This is a genomic window from Fulvimonas soli, from assembly GCF_003148905.1.
Lineage (GTDB): Bacteria > Pseudomonadota > Gammaproteobacteria > Xanthomonadales > Rhodanobacteraceae > Fulvimonas > Fulvimonas soli.
Window position 1 is genome coordinate 1 of record NZ_QGHC01000015.1, and the last position, 21,300, is coordinate 21,300.

19 protein-coding genes are annotated in these 21,300 nt (G+C 73.1%); 14 read left to right on the forward strand and 5 right to left on the reverse strand.

From position 1 onward, the window contains the following. Positions 1-854, reverse strand: an 854-nt coding sequence (gene dinB, locus C7456_RS14900) for a DNA polymerase IV (RefSeq protein ID WP_245889894.1), incomplete at its 3' end; no start/stop codon positions are given. A 238-nt stretch (positions 855-1,092) separates the two neighbouring features. Between dinB and C7456_RS14905 the strand changes: the two genes are divergently transcribed. Then, positions 1,093-2,421 (forward strand): APC family permease, encoded by a 1,329-nt coding sequence (locus C7456_RS14905; RefSeq protein WP_109724602.1) that lies wholly within the window; start codon positions 1,093-1,095, stop codon positions 2,419-2,421. A 50-nt stretch (positions 2,422-2,471) separates the two neighbouring features. Continuing rightward, positions 2,472-4,628, forward strand: coding sequence for a beta-agarase (locus tag C7456_RS14910; RefSeq protein WP_211306337.1), 2,157 nt, complete (start codon positions 2,472-2,474; stop codon positions 4,626-4,628). Positions 4,629-4,712: 84 nt separating this feature from the next. On the opposite strand, the gene C7456_RS14915 is transcribed toward C7456_RS14910, so the two are convergent. Then, positions 4,713-6,056: a DNA polymerase Y family protein gene (locus C7456_RS14915; protein WP_109724603.1), complete on the reverse strand. Its 1,344-nt coding sequence runs from the start codon at positions 6,054-6,056 to the stop codon at positions 4,713-4,715. Between the two features lie 142 nt (positions 6,057-6,198). Here C7456_RS14915 and C7456_RS14920 point away from each other — a divergent pair, with 142 nt between their 5' ends. After that, positions 6,199-6,630 carry a hypothetical protein gene (locus tag C7456_RS14920; RefSeq protein ID WP_139942965.1) on the forward strand — a complete coding sequence of 144 codons (432 nt, stop codon included), beginning with the start codon at positions 6,199-6,201 and terminating at the stop codon, positions 6,628-6,630. A gap of 18 nt (positions 6,631-6,648) precedes the next feature. Here the strand turns inward: C7456_RS14920 and C7456_RS14925 are convergent, their stop codons facing one another. From C7456_RS14925 to C7456_RS14935, 3 genes are read right to left on the reverse strand one after another with little or no spacing between them, the layout of a single operon-like run. After that, a complete protein-coding gene (locus tag C7456_RS14925; protein ID WP_109724605.1) occupies positions 6,649-7,059 on the reverse strand; it encodes a hypothetical protein in 411 nt (136 codons plus the stop codon). Then, on the reverse strand, positions 7,056-7,526 hold the full coding sequence (locus C7456_RS14930; RefSeq protein ID WP_109724606.1) for an Mpo1 family 2-hydroxy fatty acid dioxygenase: 471 nt from the start codon (positions 7,524-7,526) through the stop codon (positions 7,056-7,058). The genes C7456_RS14925 and C7456_RS14930 overlap by 4 nt, the downstream gene beginning before the upstream one ends. Before the next feature lie 28 nt (positions 7,527-7,554). After that, complete coding sequence (locus C7456_RS14935) at positions 7,555-8,451, reverse strand: phosphoribosylaminoimidazolesuccinocarboxamide synthase (RefSeq protein ID WP_109724607.1); 897 nt, start codon at positions 8,449-8,451, stop codon at positions 7,555-7,557. 124 nt (positions 8,452-8,575) lie between these two features. Between C7456_RS14935 and C7456_RS14940 the strand changes: the two genes are divergently transcribed. The 11 genes from C7456_RS14940 (at position 8,576) to trpE (ending at position 21,299) form a co-directional block, all read left to right on the forward strand. Further along, a complete protein-coding gene (locus tag C7456_RS14940; protein WP_109724608.1) occupies positions 8,576-8,893 on the forward strand; it encodes a c-type cytochrome in 318 nt (105 codons plus the stop codon). Further along, positions 8,890-9,702 carry a co-chaperone DjlA gene (gene djlA / locus C7456_RS14945; protein WP_109724609.1) on the forward strand — a complete coding sequence of 271 codons (813 nt, stop codon included), beginning with the start codon at positions 8,890-8,892 and terminating at the stop codon, positions 9,700-9,702. The genes C7456_RS14940 and djlA overlap by 4 nt, the downstream gene beginning before the upstream one ends. A 133-nt stretch (positions 9,703-9,835) precedes the next feature. Further along, entirely contained in the window at positions 9,836-10,504 is a 669-nt protein-coding gene (gene rpe, locus C7456_RS14950; protein WP_109724610.1) for a ribulose-phosphate 3-epimerase, read from the forward strand. A 135-nt stretch (positions 10,505-10,639) separates the two neighbouring features. Beyond that, entirely contained in the window at positions 10,640-11,449 is an 810-nt protein-coding gene (locus C7456_RS14955) for an SEL1-like repeat protein (protein WP_109724611.1), read from the forward strand. A 780-nt stretch (positions 11,450-12,229) separates the two neighbouring features. Then, complete coding sequence (pdsR, locus tag C7456_RS14960) at positions 12,230-12,919, forward strand: proteobacterial dedicated sortase system response regulator (protein WP_109724612.1); 690 nt, start codon at positions 12,230-12,232, stop codon at positions 12,917-12,919. 221 nt (positions 12,920-13,140) lie between these two features. Next, positions 13,141-15,171, forward strand: a complete 2,031-nt coding sequence (locus C7456_RS14965) for an ATP-binding protein (protein ID WP_109724613.1) — start codon at positions 13,141-13,143, stop codon at positions 15,169-15,171. A 316-nt stretch (positions 15,172-15,487) separates the two neighbouring features. Continuing rightward, positions 15,488-17,584: a TonB-dependent receptor gene (locus C7456_RS14970; protein ID WP_109724614.1), complete on the forward strand. Its 2,097-nt coding sequence runs from the start codon at positions 15,488-15,490 to the stop codon at positions 17,582-17,584. Beyond that, complete coding sequence (locus tag C7456_RS14975; RefSeq protein ID WP_211306338.1) at positions 17,581-18,750, forward strand: PepSY-associated TM helix domain-containing protein; 1,170 nt, start codon at positions 17,581-17,583, stop codon at positions 18,748-18,750. Before C7456_RS14970 ends, C7456_RS14975 begins: the two co-directional genes overlap by 4 nt. Next, on the forward strand, positions 18,747-18,956 hold the full coding sequence (locus C7456_RS14980) for a hypothetical protein (RefSeq protein ID WP_139942900.1): 210 nt from the start codon (positions 18,747-18,749) through the stop codon (positions 18,954-18,956). Before C7456_RS14975 ends, C7456_RS14980 begins: the two co-directional genes overlap by 4 nt. Further along, the gene (locus tag C7456_RS14985) at positions 18,943-19,668 is read left to right on the forward strand and encodes a DUF6796 family protein (protein ID WP_109724616.1); all 726 of its coding nucleotides are present in this window, start codon (positions 18,943-18,945) and stop codon (positions 19,666-19,668) included. Before C7456_RS14980 ends, C7456_RS14985 begins: the two co-directional genes overlap by 14 nt. A gap of 155 nt (positions 19,669-19,823) precedes the next feature. Continuing rightward, complete coding sequence (trpE, locus tag C7456_RS14990) at positions 19,824-21,299, forward strand: anthranilate synthase component I (RefSeq protein ID WP_109724617.1); 1,476 nt, start codon at positions 19,824-19,826, stop codon at positions 21,297-21,299. Position 21,300 lies beyond the last annotated feature (1 nt).

Here is a 21,300-nt window from a genome sequence, read left to right on the forward strand (position 1 = left end):
CGGAAGTCCGCCGTCTTCAGCTTGAGCACCACGCTACGCGCCACCCGCTGCGCCTCCCGCTGGTAGACCAACCAGGTCTTCTCGGCTAGGCGGTGCACGTGCGGTTCGAGCTCGTCGAGCGTCAGGTCCCGCTCGAACGTGTCCTCGGAGGAGATCTGCATGGTGGGCCGGTTCGGCTGCACCGGGGCGTCGTCGATGCCGCGCGACAGCTCGTGCAGGCGCAGGCCCCAGCGGCCGAAGCGCCGCTCGAGCTCGCCTGCGTCGCGGGCGCGCAGCTCGCCGACGGTGGCGATGCCGAGCTCGACGAGCCGCGCCTCCATCACCTTGCCCACGCCGGGCAGGCGGGCGACCGGGAGCGGCGCGAGGAAGTCCAGTACCTGCTGCGGCCGGATCACGAACAGCCCGTCGGGCTTGTTCCAGTCCGAGGCGATCTTGGCCAGGAACTTGTTCGGCGCGACGCCGGCGGAGGCGGTCAGGCCGGTTTCCTCGCGGATGGCCTGGCGGATGGCCTCGGCGACGGCGGTGGCCGACGGCAGGCCGGATCGGCCCGCCGTGACGTCGAGGTAGGCCTCGTCCAGCGACAGCGGCTCGATGAGGTCGGTGTGCCGGGCGAAGATCGCGCGCACCTGCCGCGACACCGCCTTGTAGCGCACGAAATCGGGCGGCACGAAGAGCGCCTGCGGGCACAGGCGCTCGGCGCGCCGCGCCGGCATGGCCGAGCGCACGCCGAACCGGCGCGCCTCGTAGCTGGCGGCGCAGACCACCGATCGGGCGCCGCGCCAGGCCACCACTACCGGCCGCCCGCGCAGGGCGGGATCGTCGCGCTGCTCCACCGATGCGTAGAACGCATCCATGTCGATGTGCACGATTTTGCGCGGTGGGGCGGGCACGCGGGGCAGTATCCGTACGGGGTCCGTCGATTCTAGTGGCGCGGCGCATCGCGGGCGGGCCGGCGGGGGCGTTCCCGGCGCTCCGGCCCGGTGGCGGAGCAAGTGCCATCCGTCGCCATGCGCGACGGGGATGGCAGGGGCGACCTCGCCACGCCGACACGCTATCGTTGGCGGACCCGCCGCGAGGAACGACGTGCAAGCCATGAGCCAGGCCAATCCAAGCTACCTGCGCCGACTCGGCACCTGGGACGCCGCGATGATCGTGATCGGCGGCGTGATCGGCGCGGGCATCTTCCGCACGCCCGCCACCATCGCCGAGCGCACCGGTACCGGCCTGCAGCTGCTGGCGCTGTGGACGGTGGGCGGCCTGCTCACCCTGGCCGGCGTGCTGTGCTACGCCGAGCTGGGCGCGCGGCGGCCGCAGGCGGGCGGCACCTACGTCTACCTGCGCGAGGCCTTCGGCAAGCTGCCGGCCTTCCTGTTCGGCTGGACCATGGCGCTGATCAACTATCCCGGCAGCGTGGCCGCGGTGGCGACCACCTTCGCCGACTATTTCTGCGCCGCGCTCGGCCTGTCGGTGATCTTCGTCAAGCCGGTGGCGGTGGGGGCGATCAGCTTCATCGTCGGCATCAACCTGTTCGGCATCCGCGCCGGTGCCTGGGTGCAGAACATCTTCACCGTGCTCAAGCTGGCGGCGATCGCGCTGCTGGTGACGGTCGGGCTGGTGCTGTCGCACGGGCACCTGGGCGCCGTGCTGGCGAGCGACCCGCCGCGCCCGGTGCCGCCGGGCGCGCTGTTCGGCGCGCTGCTGCCGGTGCTGTTCACCTACGGCGGCTTCCACTACCTCAACGACCTGGCCGGCGAGGTGCGCGAGCCGCAGCGCACGCTGCCGCGCGCGCTGGGGCTGGGCATGCTCGGCGTGATGATTTGCTACGTGCTGGCCAACCTCGCCTACCTGGCCGGGCTGGGCCACGAGGGCCTGGCGGCCAGCCACGCCCCGGCGGCCGACCTGATGCAGCGGCTGTTCGGCGCGAAGGGCGCCACGCTGATCGCGCTGGGCATCGCCTGCTCGACCTTCGGCTACTGCAACATCGCCATCGCCGGCGGCGCGCGCGTGCTGCAGACGATGGGCGCGGACGGCATGTTCTTCTCCGCGGTGGGCCGCATCGAGCCGCAGAGCCGCGCGCCGCAGGTGGCGCTGGCCACGCTGGGCGCGTGGGCGATCGTGCTCACGCTCTCGGGCAGCTTCGGGCAGCTGCTCGACTACACCACGGTGGGCGAATGGCTGGCGCATGCCTTCGGCATCGCCACGCTGTTCTGGTACCGGCGCCACCTGCGCGGGCAGCCCTCGCCCTACCAGGTGCCGCTGTATCCGTGGCTGCCGCTGCTGTTCGTGGGCACGGTGCTCGGCGTGATCGCGGCCACGGCGATCAGCAACCCGCGCGATGCCGGCATGAGCCTGCTGATCATCGCGCTGGGCGTGCCGGCCTACTACGGCTGGCGCTGGCTGGAGCGGCAGGCGGCCGGATGAGGGCGCCGCGCTCCGGCGTCGCGGCTTGCGCCGGGGCGTTCCGGTGCGCCATGGCGCGCGGTCGGCGCACGGCCCTGCGATGGGCGCTGCTCGCCGCGGCGATGGGCTGCGCGCTGCCCGCGCCGGCGCAACGCTTGCTGTTCGACGCATCGGCGGCGAAGCCCGCGGCGCGGCTGGCCCTGTCGCACGTGCAGGCGAAGGCGGTGGCCGTGTCGCCGGGGCCGCCGTTGCGCCGCTACACCTTCCAGCCCGCTCCTGCGCCGCAGCTCGGCCTGGCTCCACCGGAGGGCGACTGGGACTGGACCGGCCAGGGCGAACTGCGCATCCAGCTGCAGAACGCGATGCCGTGGGCGCTGACGCTGACCGTCGAGGTCGACGGCGCCGACCCGTCGCAGCGCCTGCGCGCCATCGTGGCCCTGCCGGCCGGCCCCGCGCAGACGCTGGTGCTGCCGCTGCGGGCCGTCTCGCCGCGGGCGTTCGGCATGCAGGCGGGCCCGGCCTGGCCGTTCGAGGCGCAGGGACAGCGCCTGCTGCTGGCCGCCACCGTGGAGGGCACGCTCGACCTGCGCCACGTGCGCGCGCTGCGGCTGGGCATGCCGGCCCCGAACGCGCCGCAGGACGTGCTGCTCGGCCGCATCGGCACGGCGCCGGGCGAGGCCGCGCTGCACGCGGCCTATGCCGGCATCGTCGATGCCTACGGCCAGTCCACGCGCGGCGACTGGCCGGAGAAGATCGCCGACGACGCGACCCTGCGCGCCGCGCATGCGCGCGAGGACGCCGCACTGGCGCAGGCGGCGCGGCCGTCCGGCCTGGACCGCTACGGCGGACGTCCAGACGTCCGTGGCCTCGACGCCACCGGCTGGTTCCGCGCGCAGAAGGCCCAGGGCCGCTGGTGGCTGGTGACGCCGGAAGGCCACGCCTTCTTCTCGCTGGGCGTGAACGCGGTGAACGACGACGGCGGGCGCAGCCATGTCGAGGGACGCGAGTTCATGTTCCGCAGCCTGCCGGCGGCCGCCGGGGCATGGCGGGCGTTCCACGGCCGCGACGCGGAAGGCGCCGGCGGGCTGGGCGCGCGCGCCGGGCTCGGCTACGGCCGGGGCGCCTGGTTCGACTTCTATGCGGCCAACCTGTACCGCGCGGATGGCGCGGACTGGCTGGCCGCATGGCGCCGGCGCGCGCTGGACCGGCTCGCCGCCTGGGGCTTCAACACGCTGGGCGACTGGAGCGATCCGGCGCTCGGCCGGGCGCACCGCCTGCCGTACACGCGCGCGGTGGAGATCGAGGGCACGTTCGGCAACGTCTCGACCGGCTACGACTGGTGGGGCCGCATGCCCGACCCATTCGACCCGAGCTTCGCGCAGGCGGCCGACGCGGCCGCGGCGAAGGCGGCGGAGGGCGTGCGCGACGACCCCTGGCTGCTCGGCTACTTCGCCGACAACGAGCTGGCCTGGGCCGCGCCGGGCCCGCAGGGGCGCTGGGCGCTGGCGCAGGGCACGCTGCGCGGCGAGCCGCGCAGCCACGCCAAGCGGGCGTTCATCGCGCAGCTTGAGGCCAAGTACGGCGAACCGGCGAGGCTCGCCGCGGCATGGGGCATCGCGCTGCCTTCGTGGCAGGCACTCGCGCCGGCGGGCTTCGCGGCGCCCCTGCCGGACGCGGCGCATCCGGCGATCGCCGCCGACTACGCGGCCTGGCTCGCCCGCTATGCGGACGCCTATTTCGGCACCGTGGCCGCGGCGATCCGCCGGCACGATCCGCACCACCTGTTCCTGGGCGGCCGCTTCGCGCTGGCCACGCCGGAGGCGGTGGCCGCCTGCGCGCGGCATTGCGACGTGCTGAGCTTCAATGCCTACGCCGACCTGCCGCAGCACGCGCTGGACATGACCCTGCTGCGCCGGCTCGACCGCCCCGTGCTGCTCACCGAGTTCCACTTCGGCTCGGACGATCGCGGCCCGTTCGGCAAGGGCGTGGTGCCGGTGTGGAACGAGGCGCAGCGCGGCGAGGCATATGCGCGCTACCTCGCCGCCGCGGCGGGCGAGCCGCTGGTGGTCGGCGCGCACTGGTTCGAGTATGTCGACCAGCCGGTCACCGGCCGCTTGCTCGACGGCGAGAACAGCCACGTCGGGCTGGTCGGCATCACCGACATCCCGTTCGGTGGCTTCGTCGAGGCGGTGCGGGCCGCCAACGCGCGCGCTGCGTCGGGACGTTGAGCTCGGCTTCGCACGGCAGAAGACGCGGGGCGCGCGCCATTTCCGTCCAGCGCGGCGGTAGCCGCAGCTTGGCCGAGGCCGGCGTCAGCGCGGCTTGCGTTCGCGCCGGCGGTGCTCGCCCTCCGCCATCGCCTTGAAGCGGTTGAGCGACTGCAGCCACAGCGCGTTGGTGTCGGCCTCGTTCTCGCTGTCCGCCTCGGGGATGCGGTTGAACGGGATGCGCATCGGCGCGGCGTCGTATTTCAGCGCGGTCTGCGTGCTGGCGGGGTAGACCTTGTTGAAGCCGAACCTGGCGTTGATGCGGTCCACCACCGCGTCGACCCCGCGCTGCCGCCGCGCCGGCGCGAACAGCGAGCCGCTGGTCTGCGCCCGCGCGGCGAGGCGATGCAGCGTCACGCTGACCGACAGCGGCACGGCGCGCGGCCCGGGCAGCAGGCGGCCGGGCCTGCGCCCGCCGTCGAGCGCGAGGTTGAGCAGGCGCAGCAGCTCGCGGCTGTCGTCGGTGGGGTCGAAGGCGAGGGCGCCGTTCCAGCGCTCCTCGTGGCCGACGAAGCGGATGTGCACGTCCATCGCGCCGGCCAGCAGCCCGTCGCGGCGCAGCCGCATCGCCGCCTTCACCAGCAGCTTCTTGAGCACCGCCAGCGCGCCCTCGGGCGTGCGCAGCTCGGGGCCGAGCACGTGCGAGTGGCCGAGCGAGCCGCGCCGGGTGGGCGCGGCCGGCAGCCAGGCGCCGCGCAGCAGGCCCCACATGCGTTCGCCCTCGATGCCGCCCCAGGCGTGGCGCAGGGTCGATTTCGGTGCGGCGGCGAGCTCGGCCACGGTGCGGATGCCGTCCGCGTTGAGCCGTGCCTCCATCGAGGCGCCGATGCCGCACAGGTCGCGCAGCGCCAGGCCGTGCAGCGCCTGCGGCAGGTCGGCCTGCTCGATCACGGTGAGGCCGTCGGGCTTGACCATGTCCGCGGCGGTCTTGGCCAGGAAGGGGTTGGGCGCGATGCCGATCGAGCAGCGGATCGCGCCGCCGGGCGCCGCCTTCGCGATCTCCGCCTTCACCTGCCGCGCGATGCGCTCGGCCTCCTCGCGGCGGCGCTGGCGGCCGACCAGCTCGCAGGCCATCTCGTCGATCGAGCCGACGTGGGCGATCGGGATGGCGCGGTCGATCGCCTGCTTCAGCCGCTCGTGCCACTGGACGTACAGCTTCGGCCGCGCGGTCACGATGACGATCTCCGGGCAGCGCTCGCGCGCCTCGCGCACCAGCGTGCCGGTGCCCACGCCGCGGGCCTTGGCCTCGTAGCTGGCGGCGATCAGGCTGGTCGTTTCCGCGTCCACCGGCGCCACGCCCACCGGCCGGCCGCGCAGCACCGGCGCCTCGTGCTGCTCGATCGAGGCGAAGTAGCTGTTGAAGTCGACGAACAGGCTGCGCAGGCTCATGGGACGGTCCGGGCGCGGTGGTATAGCTTGCGCCCGTCTCGCCGCGGGAGACAAACCGGCGTCCCGCGCGGCGATCGGCTAGGATCGCCGCCAGGCCGGCGCGGGGGCGCACGGCGACTTCGGCGAGAGGGGGGACACGACGATGGCGAGCTTGGGCGTGCTGGCCGGCATGGGAATGCTGGGCCTGCTGGGAATGGTGGTGGTCAGCTTGCTGGTGGGCGCGCTGCTGCTCAGCCTGGCCTACCGCATCGTGGTCGGCACCCTGCCGTCTTACCTGACGGCGCTGGGCACCGTGCTGGTGGGCGGCATCGCCGGCTGGGTGGCGGCGCTGGTGCTGCGCGTGCTACTGCACACCGGCGGCGGCCTGCTGGCCGTGCCCGTGCATTTCCTGGCCGGCGCCGCGGCGGTCCACTTCATGCTGCCCGCGCCGACCGGCACGCGGCTGGACTTCGGCAAGGCCTGCCTGGTGCAGCTGCTCTACCTGGTGATGTTCATCGCGCTCGGCATCGTCGCCGGGCTCGTGCTCAGCGTGCTGTTCGGCGGCGCATTGCTGGCCGGGATGCACCACGGCTGAGGCCGCCGGCGCGGTGGCCTAGCCGGCCAGGCTGGTCGCCGCGCCGAAGCCGATCGCCGTCACCGCGGCCACCGCCATGCAGGCGCTGGCCAGGCGGATGCGCCGCGCGTCCGCGCGCGGCACCAGCCGCCACAGCAGCAGCGCGCCGAGCAGCATGTCGAGCACCAGCGCCAGGCGCAGCGGCGTGGAGGCGATCAGCGCGACGTAGGGCGGCCTGAGCATGCCCTCGTGCGCGGCCACGCCGACGACCAGCAGCATGCCGGCCAGGCTCCACAGCAGGCAGGCCAGGTAGACGCGGTTGAACACCACGTTGCAGCGCTCGGCCCAGCGCAGCACGGCCCAGGCGACCAGGGCGAAGAACAGCGCGAAGATCGAGCCGTACAGCACCCACCACAGCAGGCTGCCGAGCAGGGCGAGCAGGTTGCTCATGCGCCCGCCCTGAAGCCGAGCCGGCGCAGCAGCTTCTCCATCAGCCAGGCCGGGCCGACCAGCAGGTAGGACAGGTCGGTGAAGAAGCTCGGCCGCCGGCCTTCGTAGTGGTGGCCGACGAACTGGCCGATCCAGGCCAGCACGAACACGGCGACCGCCAGCCAGCGCAGATGGACCGCGCCGAGCACGCCGTACAGCCAGCCGGTGAACAGCCCCAGCAGCGCGAAGGCGAGCAGCAGCGCCAGGCCCAGCCGGCGCGACAGCCGGTAGTACCAGACGAAGGCCAGGAACATCGCCAGCACCGCCCAGGCGCCGGGCTTGGCCCAGGCCGGCGGCACCGGCACGGTCCACAGCAGGGCGATCACCGTCCACACGATCGGCGGCACGCACAGCCAGTGCAGCCGCTGGTTGATCGGGTTCCGGTGGTCGGCGCTGTAGCTGTCCAGCCAGTCCTGCATGGTGCGCATGGCGATGTCCCCCGCGTGTGGTGAAGCCTCAGTCGAGCCGGATGCCGGCGAGTCGCTGCAGCGCCTCGGCGTACTTCGCCGCGGTGCCGGCGATCACCCCGGCGGGAATATGCGGCCCCGGCGCGCGCTTGTTCCAGTCCAGCGTCTCCAGGTAGTCGCGCACGAACTGCTTGTCGTAGCTCGGCGGGCTGATGCCCACGCGGTACTGGTCGGCGGGCCAGAAGCGCGAGGAGTCGGGCGTGAGCATCTCGTCCATCACGTAGAGCCGGCCGTCCGCGTCGGTGCCGAACTCGAACTTGGTGTCGGCGATGATGATGCCGCGCTCGGCGGCGTAGGCGGCGGCCCAGCGGTAGATCGCCAGCGTGGCGTCGCGCACCTGGCTCGCCAGCTCGAGGCCGACGGCGTCCACCACCGCGTCGAAGCTGACGTTCTCGTCGTGGTCGCCCACCGCGGCCTTGGTGGACGGCGTGAAGATCGGCTCGGGCAGTTGCTCCGCCTGCCGCAGGCCCGCCGGCAGCCGGATGCCGCACAGCGCGCCGGTGGCCTGGTAGTCCTTCCAGCCGGAGCCGATCAGATACCCGCGCGCGATCGCCTCCACCGGCACCGGCTTCAGGCGCCGCGCCACCACCGCGCGCTTCTCGTAGAGCTTCAGGTCGGTGCCCGGCGGCAGCACCTCGGCCAGCGGCACGTCGAGCAGGTGGTTGGGCACGATGTGCGCGGTCTTGCCGAACCAGAAGTTGGAGATCTGCGTGAGCATCTCGCCCTTGCCGGGGATCGGGTCGGGCAGCACCACGTCGAAGGCGGACAGGCGGTCGGTGGCGACGATCAGCAGCCGCTCGCCGGGCAGCGCGTAGACGTCGCGGACCTTGCCGCGATGGATCAGCTCGAGGCCGGGCAGGTCGGATTGCAGCAGGGTGGTGGGCACGGCGGGGTCCGGGGAGCGGCGGGAAGGCGTCCATTCTACCGGCAGGGACCGCCGGCTGGCCGCCGGCGCCGGCGAGGCCGGCCGCGCTGCTAGAATCGGCCGCTCCCGATCCGACCCCTTGCCGATGCGAGCTTCCCCGACCGCGGCGCTGCTGGCCGCCCTGCTGCCCCTCGCCGCCTCCGCGGCCGACGCGCCCGCCCGCCCGGCCCGGCTGGGCCTGTGCGCGGCCTGTCACGGCGAGACCGGCATGGCGCAGGTCCCCGGCGCGCCCAACCTGGCCGGGCAGCGGCTGGACTACCTGCGCGAGGCGCTGAAGCAGTACCGCGACGGCCGCCGCGCCGCGCCGCTGATGCGCGCGGCGATCGGCCCGGTCGGCGACGCCGACCTCGACGCCCTGGCGCGCTGGTACAGCGCGCAGACGCCCCAGGCGCCGCGCCCATGAACTTCTCCTGGACCCTGCTGCTGGCCTTCTTCGGGCTGATCCTCGGCCACGGCCTGCCGGGCATGGTGGTCGGCGGCGTGATCGGCTTCGTCGTCGACAGCCTGCGGCAGAGCCAGCGCTACCGCGCCACGCCCTCGGCCGGCGGCTTCGTCGGCCCGCTGTTCGCGCTGCTCGGCGCGGTGGCCAAGGCCGACGGGCGCGTGTCGGAGGCGGAGATCGCCATCGCCGAGCGGCTGATGACCCGCATGGGCCTGTCCGCCGAGCAGCGCCGCGAGGCGATCGCCAGCTTCAACGCCGGCAAGCAGCCGGAGTTCGACGTGCGCCGGCCGATCGAGGAGCTGCGCCACTGGGTCGGCCTGCGCCGCGACCACGCCTTCCCGGTGCTGGACGTGGTGATCGAGACGGTGCTGGCCGAAGGCCAGCCCTCGCCGCAGAAGATGGCGATCCTGCAGCAGCTCGCCTTCGCGCTGCGCATCAGCGACATGGAGCTGATGGCGCTGATGGCGATGAAGGGCTACGCCTGGAACGGCGCCTACGGCGGCGCGCGCGGCCCCGGCCGCGGGCCCGGCGGCAGCGGCTACGTGCCGCCGCAGCGCAGCGCGCAGGGGCCCGACCCCTACGCCGTGCTCGGCATCCAGCGCAACGCCGACGACCGCGCGGTGAAGCGCGCCTACCGCAAGCTGATCTCCGAGCACCATCCCGACCGCCTGGGCGACCTGCCCGAGGACATGCGCCGGCGCGCCGAGGCGCGCGCCAGCGAGATCAATGCCGCCTACGAGCGGATCAAGGCGGAGCGGGGGTTCAAGTAAGCGGGGGAACGGGGAACGGAAGCCTTGCGGGCCCTTGTGGGTTTGCGCATGCCTTCAAGCCACCCGATACTCCCCCCCGTTCCCCGTTCCCCGTTCCCCGTTCCCCGTTCCCCGTTCCCCGTTCCCCGTTCCCATGAGCAAACAACCCCCCATCATCGCCCCCTCCATCCTCTCCGCCGACTTCGCGCGGCTGGGCGAGGACACCGCCCGGGTGCTGGCCGCCGGGGGCGACTGGGTGCACTTCGACGTGATGGACAACCACTACGTGCCCAACCTCACCATGGGGCCGATGGTGCTCAAGGCGCTGCGCGACTACGGCATCGCCGCGCCGATCGACGTGCACCTGATGGTCAGGCCGGTGGACCGCATCGCGCCCGACTTCGCCAGGGCCGGCGCCAGCCTGATCAGCTTCCACCCGGAAGCCAGCGAGCACGTCGACCGCACCCTCGGGCTGATCAAGGACGCCGGCTGCCAGGCCGGGCTGGTGTTCAACCCGGCCACGCCGCTCAACTGGCTCGACCACGTGCTGGACAAGCTCGACCTGGTGCTGATCATGTCGGTGAACCCCGGCTTCGGCGGGCAGAAGTTCATCCCCGAGGCGCTCAACAAGCTGCGCGAGGCGCGCCGGCGCATCGACGAGAGCGGCCGCGCGATCCGCCTGGAGGTGGACGGCGGCGTGGGCGTGCAGAACATCGGCGGGATCGCCGCCGCCGGCGCCGACACCTTCGTCGCCGGCTCGGCCATCTTCGGCGCGCCCGACTACGCCGAGGTCATCGCGGCGATGCGCCGGGCGATCGGCTGAGCCGGATCGCCCTCCGGCGGAACGTGCGACCGCTGACGCCGGACCACGGCTGTCCAGCCGTAACCGTGTCGTGCATTCCGCGCCGACCAGGACTATCGTTTCGTCGACTCGATACCTGCTGGGCGAGGTGAGGACATGGAGATCGGGATCAGGAATTGCCTTCTGGCCATCGGCATGCTCCTGGCTTCCGCCTCGCATGCCGTCGACTTTGGAGCGCAGGCTGCGCCGGCGCAGAGCGATCCGGAGGCGGTGGACCTGAAGTCCCTGCAGGAGTTGGGCTGTCCACGCGGGCTGGAGGGCATCCTGCCGGGCATCTATTACTACTGCGTCGGCGCGCGGGATCTGGCGCGCAACGACAATGCCCGTGGCGTGGACATGCTGAAGATCGCGGCGGCCTGGGGCAGCAAGCCGGCGCAGTTCACGCTGGGAGTCGGGTATTTCAACGGCGACATCGTCGCCATGGACAGGCCCCAGGGTCTTGCATGGCTGGGTCTGGCGGCCGAGCGCAAGGATCCCAACTACCTGGCTGTGTTCCAGTCGGCTTGGCAGAAGGCCTCGCCCGAGGAGAAGGCGCGGGCCAGCGCGCTGTGGCGGTCGATGTTACCCAAATATGGCGATGCGCATGCCGCCAAGCGCTCCGAACGGCATTACCAGTACGCGCGCATGCAGATCATGCGGGACGAAACCCTGGGCGCGCGCTGGTGCGCCGCCGGATTGACCGCGCGTGACCTGGCCCCGCCGCAACCCGGCTCGCAGGACGCGGACTCGGCCGGCGGCTGTCAGATGACCGTATCCTCCACGACGTTGGCCCGGCAGATGGACAAATACGCCAACAGCCTGTTCGATGGCCTGTCCGGACATGTCAGCGTCGGTCCGCTGTTGGAGGTGACTCCTCCCGGGGCCTACCAGAAAGAGCCGACGACAGGCGGGAAATCGAAGCCGTAACCAGCCAGAGCAGCCCGGGTGCGGCAAAAGAAAACCCGGCGCGGCAAGCCGCGGCGCCGGGGGAGAGAGTCAAGCGTCGTCGGACGCAGAGGAGATCACCATGGCAGCCGCGCTGCCACGCGGCGGAACGCCCGCCATCGTGGCTTCCACGGCAATGGAACGCGCCTGCCGTGGATTCGGACCGGCCCCGGCGCAAATGGTTCCGTGGCGGCCGCAAAAAAAACTTCCCGAAGATGACGTTTTGACGTCGCGAGCAATGGCCGAACACGGGCTGGCCTGGCGGTCGGCCGCAAAAAAATCCCCTCGCGCGGAGGGGATGAAGGAACGGGGTGCAGCACATCGGCCCGAAGCCGCCGTTTCAGAGCGGCTGCCAGTCCGGATCGGGTTCCGCGGCCCGGTCGGCCGGCGCGCCTCCCTGCGCGCCGGCCGCCTGCCAGCCTTCCACGGCAACGTGGGAATCGGATTCGTCGGTCATCGCGCGATGCCTCGCCTAGTGCAGCCCGAGCACCAGCCCGAGCAGCAGCGCGCCGAAGGCCAGCGCCACGCGCAGCGGCTCGAAGCCGTGCAGTTCGGCATCGGGATCGGGGTGTGGCTGGTCGGGGCGCGGCATGGGGGTTCTCCTAGGTTGGTGGTCATGAAAGCCCGCGCCGCGGCGATGCCGCCGCCCGTGCCGGGGCGGCTTGCCGACGGAATCGGGCAAAACGCGGGCAGCGCCGGCAGCCGGCTTGCGTGGCCGCGGCGCGCATAGCACGCTGCGCGCCATCCACCAGGGAGCCAGCCATGGGCCGCAGCATCGCCATCGTCGAGGACGAACCGCTGATCCGCGCCAACTACGTCGAGGCGCTCAACCGCTTCGGCTACGACACGCGCGGCTACGGCTCGCGGCAGGAGGCCTCCGGCGCCTTCGCGATGAAGCTGCCGGAGCTGGTCATCATCGACATCGGCCTGGGCGACGAGCCGGAGGGCGGCTTCGACCTGTGCCGCGAGCTGCGCGCGAAGTCGGCCACGCTGCCGATCATCTTCCTCACCGCGCGCGACTCGGACTTCGACGTGATCTCCGGCCTGCGCCTGGGCGCCGACGACTACCTCAGCAAGGACACCAGCCTGCACCAGCTGGCCGCGCGCATCGCCGCGCTGTTCCGCCGCATCGAGTCGATGAAGGCGCCGGCCTCCAGCGAGACGGTGATCGAGCACGGCCCGCTCAAGCTCGAGTCCGAGCGCATGCGCATCACCTGGAACGGCGAGGAAGTGCCGCTCACCGTCACCGAGTTCTGGATGGTGCACACCCTGGTGCGCTTCCCCGGCCACGTGAAGAACCGCGACCAGCTGATGCGCGAGGCCGAGCTGGTGGTGGACGACGCCACCATCACCTCGCACATCAAGCGCATCCGCAAGAAGTTCGTCGCGGTGGCGCCGGACTTCGACGCGATCGAGACGGTGCATGGGGTGGGGTATCGGTGGAGGCCGTGAGGGAGTGGTGAGAGGCGAGTGGTGAGTGGCTAGGGATGAGTAGCGAGGGCGCAGCACCGGGCCTTGCGGCGTTCCTGTTGCGGCCTTTGCGTTGCATGTGACGCGGCGGGTCGTGCACGAAGTGACTCCTGCCGTCGCCCGGACGTTCGCCTGTAGCATGCTCGCCGGACCTCCGCCCGTGCACCCTCGCTACTCACCCCCCGTCCCCCGCCCCTGACCCCATGTCCCTGCGCCGCAAGCTGCTGCTCGTCGCCCTCTGCACGCTGGCCCTGCCGGTGGCCGGCTGGCTGTACGTGCGGCAGATGGAGACGCTGCTGCGCGAGGGGCAGGTGCAGGCGCTCACCGCCTCGGCGCGCGCGCTGGCGCGCAGCCTGCTGGTGAGCGGCGCGGCGCTGCCGGCCGGCGGCGAGGGCTGGTACGTGCAGCGCGCGGAAACGCCGATCACCGTGGACGGCTACGGCGACGACTGGGCGCCGCTCACGCCGTGGAGCCAGCCGCTGGGCACGCACGCCAAGCTGCTGCTGGCCGAGGACGCCGACGGCTTCTACCTCTACGCGCAGGTGCGCGCCGTCCGCCGCGTGCGCGCCGACGCCGGCGACGCCAACGCGCTGCAGGCCGACCACCTGGTCCTGAGCCTGGAGCGCGACGGCCAGCGCCGGCGCTACCTGCTGGCCAGCGCCGCGCCCGGTCCCTTCGCCGCGCGCGTGCTCGATCCGCCCGCCGCGGGATTCCCCGACAGCCTGTCCGGGCAATGGCAGGAGGACGGCAGCGGCTACCGCGTCGAGCTGCGCCTGCCGCGCGAGGCGGCGTTCGACCGGCTCGGCGTGGGCGTGCACGACGGCGGCGCGGCCGACGCCGATCCGCTGGGCGTCGACAGCCGCCCGCTGTGGCGCTATTCCGCCGCGCTGGCGCAGGAGCTGTCGCTGCTCGCGCCCGACGGTACGCGCGCGCGCCTGCTGGCGCCGCCGGGCTGGGTGCTGGCGCGCAGCGGGCGCCTGGCCGGCACCGGCGCGGACGGGGCGCAGCCGGGCTGGTTCGCCGCGCTGGTCTACCGCTCGCTGCTCGCGCGCCGGCTGGAGGACGCGCAGCCGTGGACCGACGACGCGCCGCGGCTGGACCTGCCGGAGATCGCGCGCGCCCGCGCCGGCGAGCCGGCGGCGGTGTGGCGCGCGGGCGAGACGCGCGGCAGCGTGGTGCTGGCGGTGGCCGCGCCGGTCGGTCCGCCGGACGAGCTGCACGGCGTGCTGCTGCTGGAGCAGGCCAGCCGCACCGTGCCGCTGCTGGCCAACCGCGCGCTGCTCGGCCTGCTGCTGACCAGCTTCGGCGTGCTGCTGGTGGCCGGGCTGATCCTGCTCGCCTTCGCCACCCGGCTCAGCATGCGGCTGGGCCGCCTGCGCGACGCGGCCGAGCGGGCGCAGCAGGCGGATGGACGCCTGGACGGCCTGTTCGCCAAGGGGCGCTTCCCGATGAGCGAGGCGCCCGACGAGCTGGGCGACCTGGCGCGCAGCTTCGAGCGGCTGTTCGAGGCGGTGGGCGGCTACACCGACTACCTGCGCACGCTGGCCTCCAAGCTGTCGCACGAGCTCAACACGCCGCTGGCGATCGTGAAGTCCTCGCTGGACAACCTGGAGCACGCGCTCGCCTCCCGCGACGCGCTGCCCGCCGAGGCGCGCCCCTACCTCGACCGCGCGCGCGACGGCGTGGCGCGGCTGGGCACGCTGGTGCGCGCGATGAGCGAGGCCAGCCGGATGGAGCGCGCGATCGCCGCCGCGGAAGCCGAGGACGTGGACCTGCGCGAGGTGGTGCGCGGCTGCGCCGAGGCCTACCGCCCGCTGGCCGGCGCGCGGCGCCTCGAATGCGCATTGCCCGAGGCGCCGCTGACCCTGCACTGCGCGCCCGAGCTGGTCGCGCAGGCGCTGGACAAGCTGTTCGACAACGCGCTCTCGTTCACGCCGCCCGACGGCTGGCTGCGCCTGTCCCTGCGCGCGCGCGACGGCGGCGCCGAGATCGAGCTGGCCAACCAGGGCCCGCCGCTGCCGGCGGCGATGCAGGGGCGGCTGTTCGACTCGCTGGTGAGCCTGCGCGACAAGGCCACGCCGGGCGACGCGCCGCACCTGGGCCTGGGCCTGTACGTGGTGCGGCTGGTAGCCGAGCGCCATGGCGGCGCGGCGGCCGCGCGCAACCTGGAGGACGGCGGCGGCGTGGCCTTCATCCTGTTCCTGCGCGGCCTGCCGCGCCAGCGGCTGGCCTGACTTTCAGAGGGGGAAAGAGGCACTTCTCCCTCTCCCCTACGGGGAGAGGGTTGGGGTGAGGGGCCGGGGCTCGCCGCAACACCCGCTCTTTGACCTTGATCCATCGCGCGCTTCCGCAAGCGTCGCCCCTCATCCCGGCCTTCTCCCTGGAGGGGAGAAGGAGGCAAGCCTTCAGCGGACGCCCACTTGAGTTGAGATTCATTCTCGTTTAACTTCTTGCGACTCACGCAAGAGGGGAACCGCCAGCACGTCTGGCATCGGCCCGGTCCGTCCGCCGCCATTGCGGCGGCATTCGTTCGTCCCGACCGGAGCCAGCATGTCCCAGTCCTTCTTCCCATCCCATCGCCATCGCGCGCACGCGCGCCGTGCGCTCGCCCTGGCCTTGTCCGCCGCCATCATGGGCGCCGCGGGCAACGCATCGGCGCAGGAGCGGCAGGACGGGACCAAGCCTGCGGCCGTCACCCTCGACACCGTCAAGGTCACCGCCGAGAAGAGCGACCGCTCGCTGAAGGACACGCCCACCAGCACCGTGGTGCTGGATGGCGCCACGCTGGACGAGCGCGGCCTCGACGACAGCAGCGAGGCGCTGCAGCACATCCCCAACGTCACCAGCACGGCGGGCGGCAACTTCGCGCCGGCGGTGCGCGGCGTCGACGGCACCGGCTCGGCGCAGGGCGCCGACGCCTTCTTCGCCGGCAGCCGCGCGCGCCTGAACGTGCAGATCGACGGCCGCCCGGCCAGCTACAACGAGGTGGTGTTCGGCGACAGCTCGCTATGGGACGTGGAGCAGATCGAGATGCTGCGCGGCCCGCAGAGCACCCTGCAGGGCCGCAACGCCATCGCCGGCACGCTGGCGATCAAGACGCGCGATCCGAGCTGGACGCCCGAGGCCGGCGTGCGGCTGGTGGCCGGCAACCAGGCGCACGGGCAGGCGGCGTTCTACCTGTCCGGGCCGCTGGTGGACGGCCAGCTCGCCTTCCGCCTGGCCGGCGACGACCAGATGCGCAGCAGCTTCGTGAACTTCCAGCCCTTCCCCGGCGCCAGCGACCCGGGCCACTACGCGATGCGCACCCTGCGCGGCAAGCTGCTGTACGCGCCCAGGGCGCTGGACGGCTTCCAGACCCTGCTCACCCTGCAGCATGCCGACGCGCGCGGTCCGCAGGTGGTCACCGAGCGGCGCCCGTTCGGCGACCACCAGGCGCTGTCGCCGCAGATGCCGGTGTTCGAGCCGCGCAGCGACAGCGCCATCGCCGACACGAAGTGGCAGCTCGACGAGCGCCTGCGCTTCGAGAACCTGCTCTCGGCCACCGACCTGGAGGTGCACCGCTACGCGACGCCGGGCGCCGGCATCGCCCGCATCGACACCCGCGAGTACATGCTCGAACCGCGCCTGCGGCTGGAACGCGGCGACGGCTGGCTGAGCGGCGTGGCCGGCGTCCACTTGTACCGCACCAACCAGCGCGAGTTCATCGACTTCCCGGTGGACGAGCGTTTCCGCGACCGCGTGGACACCGGGGCGCTGTTCGGCGAGGGCGTGGTCGCGCTGCGCGACAACCTCGACCTCACCGTGGGCGCGCGCTACGAGCGCGAGCGCCACCGCCGCCACGGCGGCGACGGCGCGGTGGTGGCGATCGGCGTGGACGAGACCGACAAGGTGTTCCTGCCCAAGCTCGGCCTGGCCTGGCGGCCGGACGCGCAATGGACGCTCGGCGTGTTCGCCGCGCGCGGCTACAACGGCGGCGGTGGCGGCATCACCTACGAGGTGCCGATCGTCAACTACAGCTACCGCCCCGAGTACGTGCGCAACTACGAGGGCTACTTCCGCGCCGAGCTGGCGGGCGGGCGGCTGGAATGGACCGGCAACGTGTTCTACGGCGACTACCGCAACATGCAGCTGCCGTTCGACCTCAACCCCGACCCGAACGTGTGGTCGGTGGTGGTGCGCAACGCCGACCGCGCGCGCAACTACGGCGCCGAGACCGGCCTGCGCTGGCTGGCGCGGCCGGGGCTGGAGCTGTACGGCAGCCTCGGCCTGCTGAAGACCGAGGTGACCCGCTACCCCGGCTCCGGCATCGAGGGCCACGAGTTCGCCCGCGCGCCCTCGGCCACCGCCGACCTCGGCGCGAGCTGGCGCGGCGCCGGCGGCTTCGAGGCCAATCTCGACGCGCGCTACTCGGACGCCTACTGGTCCGACATCGAGAACCAGCCGCGCGGGCGCACCGACCCGTACTGGCTGGTCAACGCCAAGGCCGGCTACCGGCTCGGCGAGGTCTACGCCTTCGTCTACGCCGACAACCTGTTCGACCGGGACGTGCCGATCCTGATCGAGCCGGGCGCCACGCGGGCGCAGGACGGCGCCGTGATGGCGCAGCCGCGCAGCTACGGCGTCGGCATCCAGTGGGACTTCCTGTGACCGCCGTCGCGCCCGCCGCCCGCGCCGCCGCCGCCGCCGCGTCCGTGCCGGCCGGCTCGCGCTGGTTCCGCTTCAACTTGTGGCTGCACCGCTGGAGCAGCCTGCTCGCCACGCTGCCGTTCCTGGTGCTGTGCGTCACCGGCACCGTGCTGATCTTCCACGACGAGATCGACGCGGCGCTGGGCGTGGTGCCGGCGGCGCAGCGGTCGGCCGCGCCGCCGCGGCCGCTGGCCGAGTCGGTGGTCAACGTGATGGCGCAGCATCCCGGCCAGCGCGTGCTGAGCGTGGGCTTCGACCCGGACGAGCATCCGGGCGTGCTGCTGGTGTCGGTGGCGCCGGCGGGCGACCATGGCTTCCAGCGCGCCTTCGCCGCCTTCACCGACCTCGCCACCGCGCGGCCGCTGGGCAGCAAGGACCTGGACAAGACCTTCACCGGCGTGCTGCTCGACCTGCACGCGCGCTGGTTCCTCGGCCCGCTGGGCGAGCTGGTCGGCGCGCTGATCGCGCTGCTGGTGCTGCTCTCGCTGCTGTCGGGGCTGGCGGTGTACGCGCCCTACGTGCGCCGCGTCGCCTTCGGCGTGCTGCGCCGCGGCCGCGGCGCGCGGCTGCTGCAGCTGGACCTGCACAACTTCGTCGGCGCGCTGGTGCTGGGCTGGGCGCTGGTGGTCAGCGTCACCGGCTTCCTGCTCGGCTTCGGCACCATCGCGCTCGGCGTGTGGCAGCACACCGAGCTGACCGCGGTGCAGGCGCAGTACGGGCACGCCGCCGCGGCCGGGCAGCCGGCGGTCGACGTCGATCGCGCCTACCGCGCCGCGCTGGCGGCGGCGCCGGCGGGCTGGCACGTGGTGTCGACCATCTATCCGGACACCGACTTCTCCACGCCCAGCCACTACACCGTGCTGCTCGGCGGCGCCAAGGGGCTGGAGGAGCGGCTGTACCGCGTGGCGCTGGTCAACGCGGCGACCGGCCGGGTGGACACGATGCGCCAGCTGCCGTGGTACCTGAAGGCGATCCTGGTGTCGCAGCCATTGCACTTCGGCGACTACGGCGGCCTGGCGCTGAAGCTGCTGTGGACGGCCTGCGCCTGGCTCACCCTGTTCATCACCGGCAACGGCGCCTGGCTGTGGTGGAACCGCCGCCGCGGCCGCCGCGAGGCGCGCGCATGAGCCGCCTGGGCGCGCTGCCGCGCACGCTGCTGCTGGCGCTGCTGGGCGTCGCCGGCATCGTCGGCATGCTGCTCGCGGACGGCGTCGGCGACGCGGTCTTCTTCCTGCTGGCGGCGGCGCCGCTCGTGGCGGGCGGCTGGTACGGCTGGACGATGCGCCGCGCGGGCGCGGCGCGGACGGGACACGCGGCCCATGGCCGGCGCTGAGCTCGCGCGCCTGCGCCTGGCGGGGCTGGCCGGCGTCGCTGCGGCGCTGGCGTGGATCGTCGGCGACATGCTGCTGGTCGGCCACGTGGCGAACGCTGTCGACTACCCGTGGCTGGCCGCGCACGCGGACTTCGCCGACCGGGAACTGGCCTTGCGCCTGCTCGGCGTGCCCGCGTCGCGGCTCGCCGCCGGCGCGCTGTGGGCGGCCTTCAGCGTGCCGCTGTACCTCTGCGGCGGCTGGCACCTGTGGCGTGGCCTGCGCGGCGGCGGCCGCGCCTGGACGGTGCCCGCGGCCGCGCTGATCCTCGCGGGCTACGCGCTGGCGCCGCTGCCGCACGCGGCGTTCTACTTCGTGGGCGCGACCTGGCAGGCGGTGGCGTCGGCCGACCCGGCGGGGCAGGCGGCGCTGCTGGCGCTGGCCGCGCAGTTCCATCGCGTGCTGGAGTGGACCTACTTCCCTGCGGTGGCCTGCCAGGCGCTGGGCCTGCTGTGGTTCGCCGCGGCGGTGGCGCGCGGCGGCGGCGCCTATCCGCGCTGGTTCGCGCTGACCGCCAACCCGCTGGTGCTGGGCCTGCTGGCGATCGGCGTGCCGCAGCTGATCGGCGGCCCGTTGTCCCCCGCACTGGGCGCGGCGGCGTTCAACGTGGTGTGGCTGCTGGTCTACCTGCAGTCGCTGGCGCTGCTGTGGCGCGGCGGCGCGGCCCGCCACTAGCCCCCGCTAGGGAGACTGTGTGGGAGCGGCCTCCGGCCGCGATGGCCAGGCACCCTATCGGGCCGGGACGGCCCTCCCACTCCACTCCGCCCGCCCCGTCCCACGGCCATCGCCTACAATCCGGGCTTCCCCTGCTGGATTCGACCGGACCCCACGTGATCTCCCGCGACGACTTCGACGCGCTGGCCGCGCAAGGCCACACCCGCATCCCGCTGGTGCGCGAGGTGTTCTCCGACCTCGACACGCCGCTGTCGGTGTACCTCAAGCTGGCCGACGGCCCGTACACCTTCCTGTTCGAGTCGGTCGAGGGCGGCGCCACCTGGGGACGCCACTCGATCATCGGCCTGCCGGCCAGGCGCGTGTACCGCCTGCGCGGGCACGAGCTGGAGGTGGAGGACGCCGGCGAGGTGGTCGAGCGCCGCCACCTGGACGACCCGCTGGGCGAGATCGAGAAGCTGCGCGCGCAGTACCGCGTGCCGCGGCTGCCCGGCCTGCCGGCCTTCACCGGCGGGCTGGTCGGCTACTTCGGCTTCGAGACCATCGGCTACATCGAGCCGCGCCTGGCGCGGTGGGACCGCCGCGACGAGCTGGGCACGCCCGACGTGCTGCTGATGCTGGCCGAGGAAGTGGCGGTGTTCGACAACCTCAAGGGCCGGCTGTACCTGATCGTGCACGCCGACCCCTCGCAGCCGCAGGCCTACGCGCAGGCGCAGCGCCGGCTCGACGCGCTGGTGTACCGGCTGCGCCAGGGCGGCGCGGCGTATCCGCAGCTCGCCCGGTCCACCGCGCTCGACGAGGGCGACTTCAAGTCCTCCTTCACGAGGGAGGAGTTCGAGGCGATGGTGGAGAAGGCGAAGGAGTACATCCGCGCCGGCGACATCTTCCAGGTGGTGCCCTCGCAGCGCCTGAGCATCGGCTTCCACGCGCGGCCGGTGGACGTGTACCGCGCGCTGCGCGCGCTCAATCCCTCGCCGTACATGTACTTCGTGGACCTGGGCGGCACGCAGATCGTCGGCTCCTCGCCGGAGATCCTCGCGCGCCTGAAGGACGGCAGGGTGGTGGTGCGCCCCATCGCCGGCACGCGCCGCCGCGGCGCGACGGAGGAGGAGGACCGCGCGCTGGAGGCCGAGCTGCTGGCCGACCCGAAGGAGCGCGCCGAGCACGTCATGCTGATCGACCTCGGCCGCAACGACGTCGGCCGCATCAGCGCGACCGGCAGCGTGGAAGTGGGCGAGTCCTTCGTGGTCGAGCGCTACTCGCACGTCATGCACATCGTCTCGCAGGTGGAAGGCCGGCTGCGCGAGGGGCTGTCGTACATGGACGTGCTCAAGGCCACCTTCCCGGCCGGCACGGTCAGCGGCGCGCCGAAGATCCGCGCGCTGGAGATCATCCGGGAGCTGGAGCCGTACAAGCGCAACATCTACGCCGGCGCGATCGGCTGGATCGGCTGGTGGGGCGACGCCGACACCGCCATCGCCATCCGCACCGCGGTGATCCAGGACGGCCGCCTGCACGTGCAGGCCGGCGCCGGCATCGTCTACGACTCCGACCCGGCCTCCGAGTGGGAGGAGACGATGAACAAGGGCCGCGCGCTGTTCCGCGCGGTGGCGCAGGCGGCGAGGGGGCTGTGAG

Bases quoted from the DNA above. Each gene is read 5' to 3' on its own strand.
- C7456_RS14905 (WP_109724602.1), top strand. From the start codon at position 1,093: ATGAGCCAGGCCAATCCAAGCTACCTGCGCCGACTCGGCACCTGGGAC.
- C7456_RS14910 (WP_211306337.1), top strand. From the start codon at position 2,472: ATGGCGCGCGGTCGGCGCACGGCCCTGCGATGGGCGCTGCTCGCCGCG.
- C7456_RS14915 (WP_109724603.1), bottom strand. From the start codon at position 6,056: ATGAGCCTGCGCAGCCTGTTCGTCGACTTCAACAGCTACTTCGCCTCG.
- C7456_RS14920 (WP_139942965.1), top strand. From the start codon at position 6,199: ATGGCGAGCTTGGGCGTGCTGGCCGGCATGGGAATGCTGGGCCTGCTG.
- C7456_RS14925 (WP_109724605.1), bottom strand. From the start codon at position 7,059: ATGAGCAACCTGCTCGCCCTGCTCGGCAGCCTGCTGTGGTGGGTGCTG.
- C7456_RS14930 (WP_109724606.1), bottom strand. From the start codon at position 7,526: ATGCGCACCATGCAGGACTGGCTGGACAGCTACAGCGCCGACCACCGG.
- C7456_RS14940 (WP_109724608.1), top strand. From the start codon at position 8,576: ATGCGAGCTTCCCCGACCGCGGCGCTGCTGGCCGCCCTGCTGCCCCTC.
- djlA (WP_109724609.1), top strand. From the start codon at position 8,890: ATGAACTTCTCCTGGACCCTGCTGCTGGCCTTCTTCGGGCTGATCCTC.
- rpe (WP_109724610.1), top strand. From the start codon at position 9,836: ATGAGCAAACAACCCCCCATCATCGCCCCCTCCATCCTCTCCGCCGAC.
- C7456_RS14955 (WP_109724611.1), top strand. From the start codon at position 10,640: ATGGAGATCGGGATCAGGAATTGCCTTCTGGCCATCGGCATGCTCCTG.
- pdsR (WP_109724612.1), top strand. From the start codon at position 12,230: ATGGGCCGCAGCATCGCCATCGTCGAGGACGAACCGCTGATCCGCGCC.
- C7456_RS14965 (WP_109724613.1), top strand. From the start codon at position 13,141: ATGTCCCTGCGCCGCAAGCTGCTGCTCGTCGCCCTCTGCACGCTGGCC.
- C7456_RS14970 (WP_109724614.1), top strand. From the start codon at position 15,488: ATGTCCCAGTCCTTCTTCCCATCCCATCGCCATCGCGCGCACGCGCGC.
- C7456_RS14980 (WP_139942900.1), top strand. From the start codon at position 18,747: ATGAGCCGCCTGGGCGCGCTGCCGCGCACGCTGCTGCTGGCGCTGCTG.
- C7456_RS14985 (WP_109724616.1), top strand. From the start codon at position 18,943: ATGGCCGGCGCTGAGCTCGCGCGCCTGCGCCTGGCGGGGCTGGCCGGC.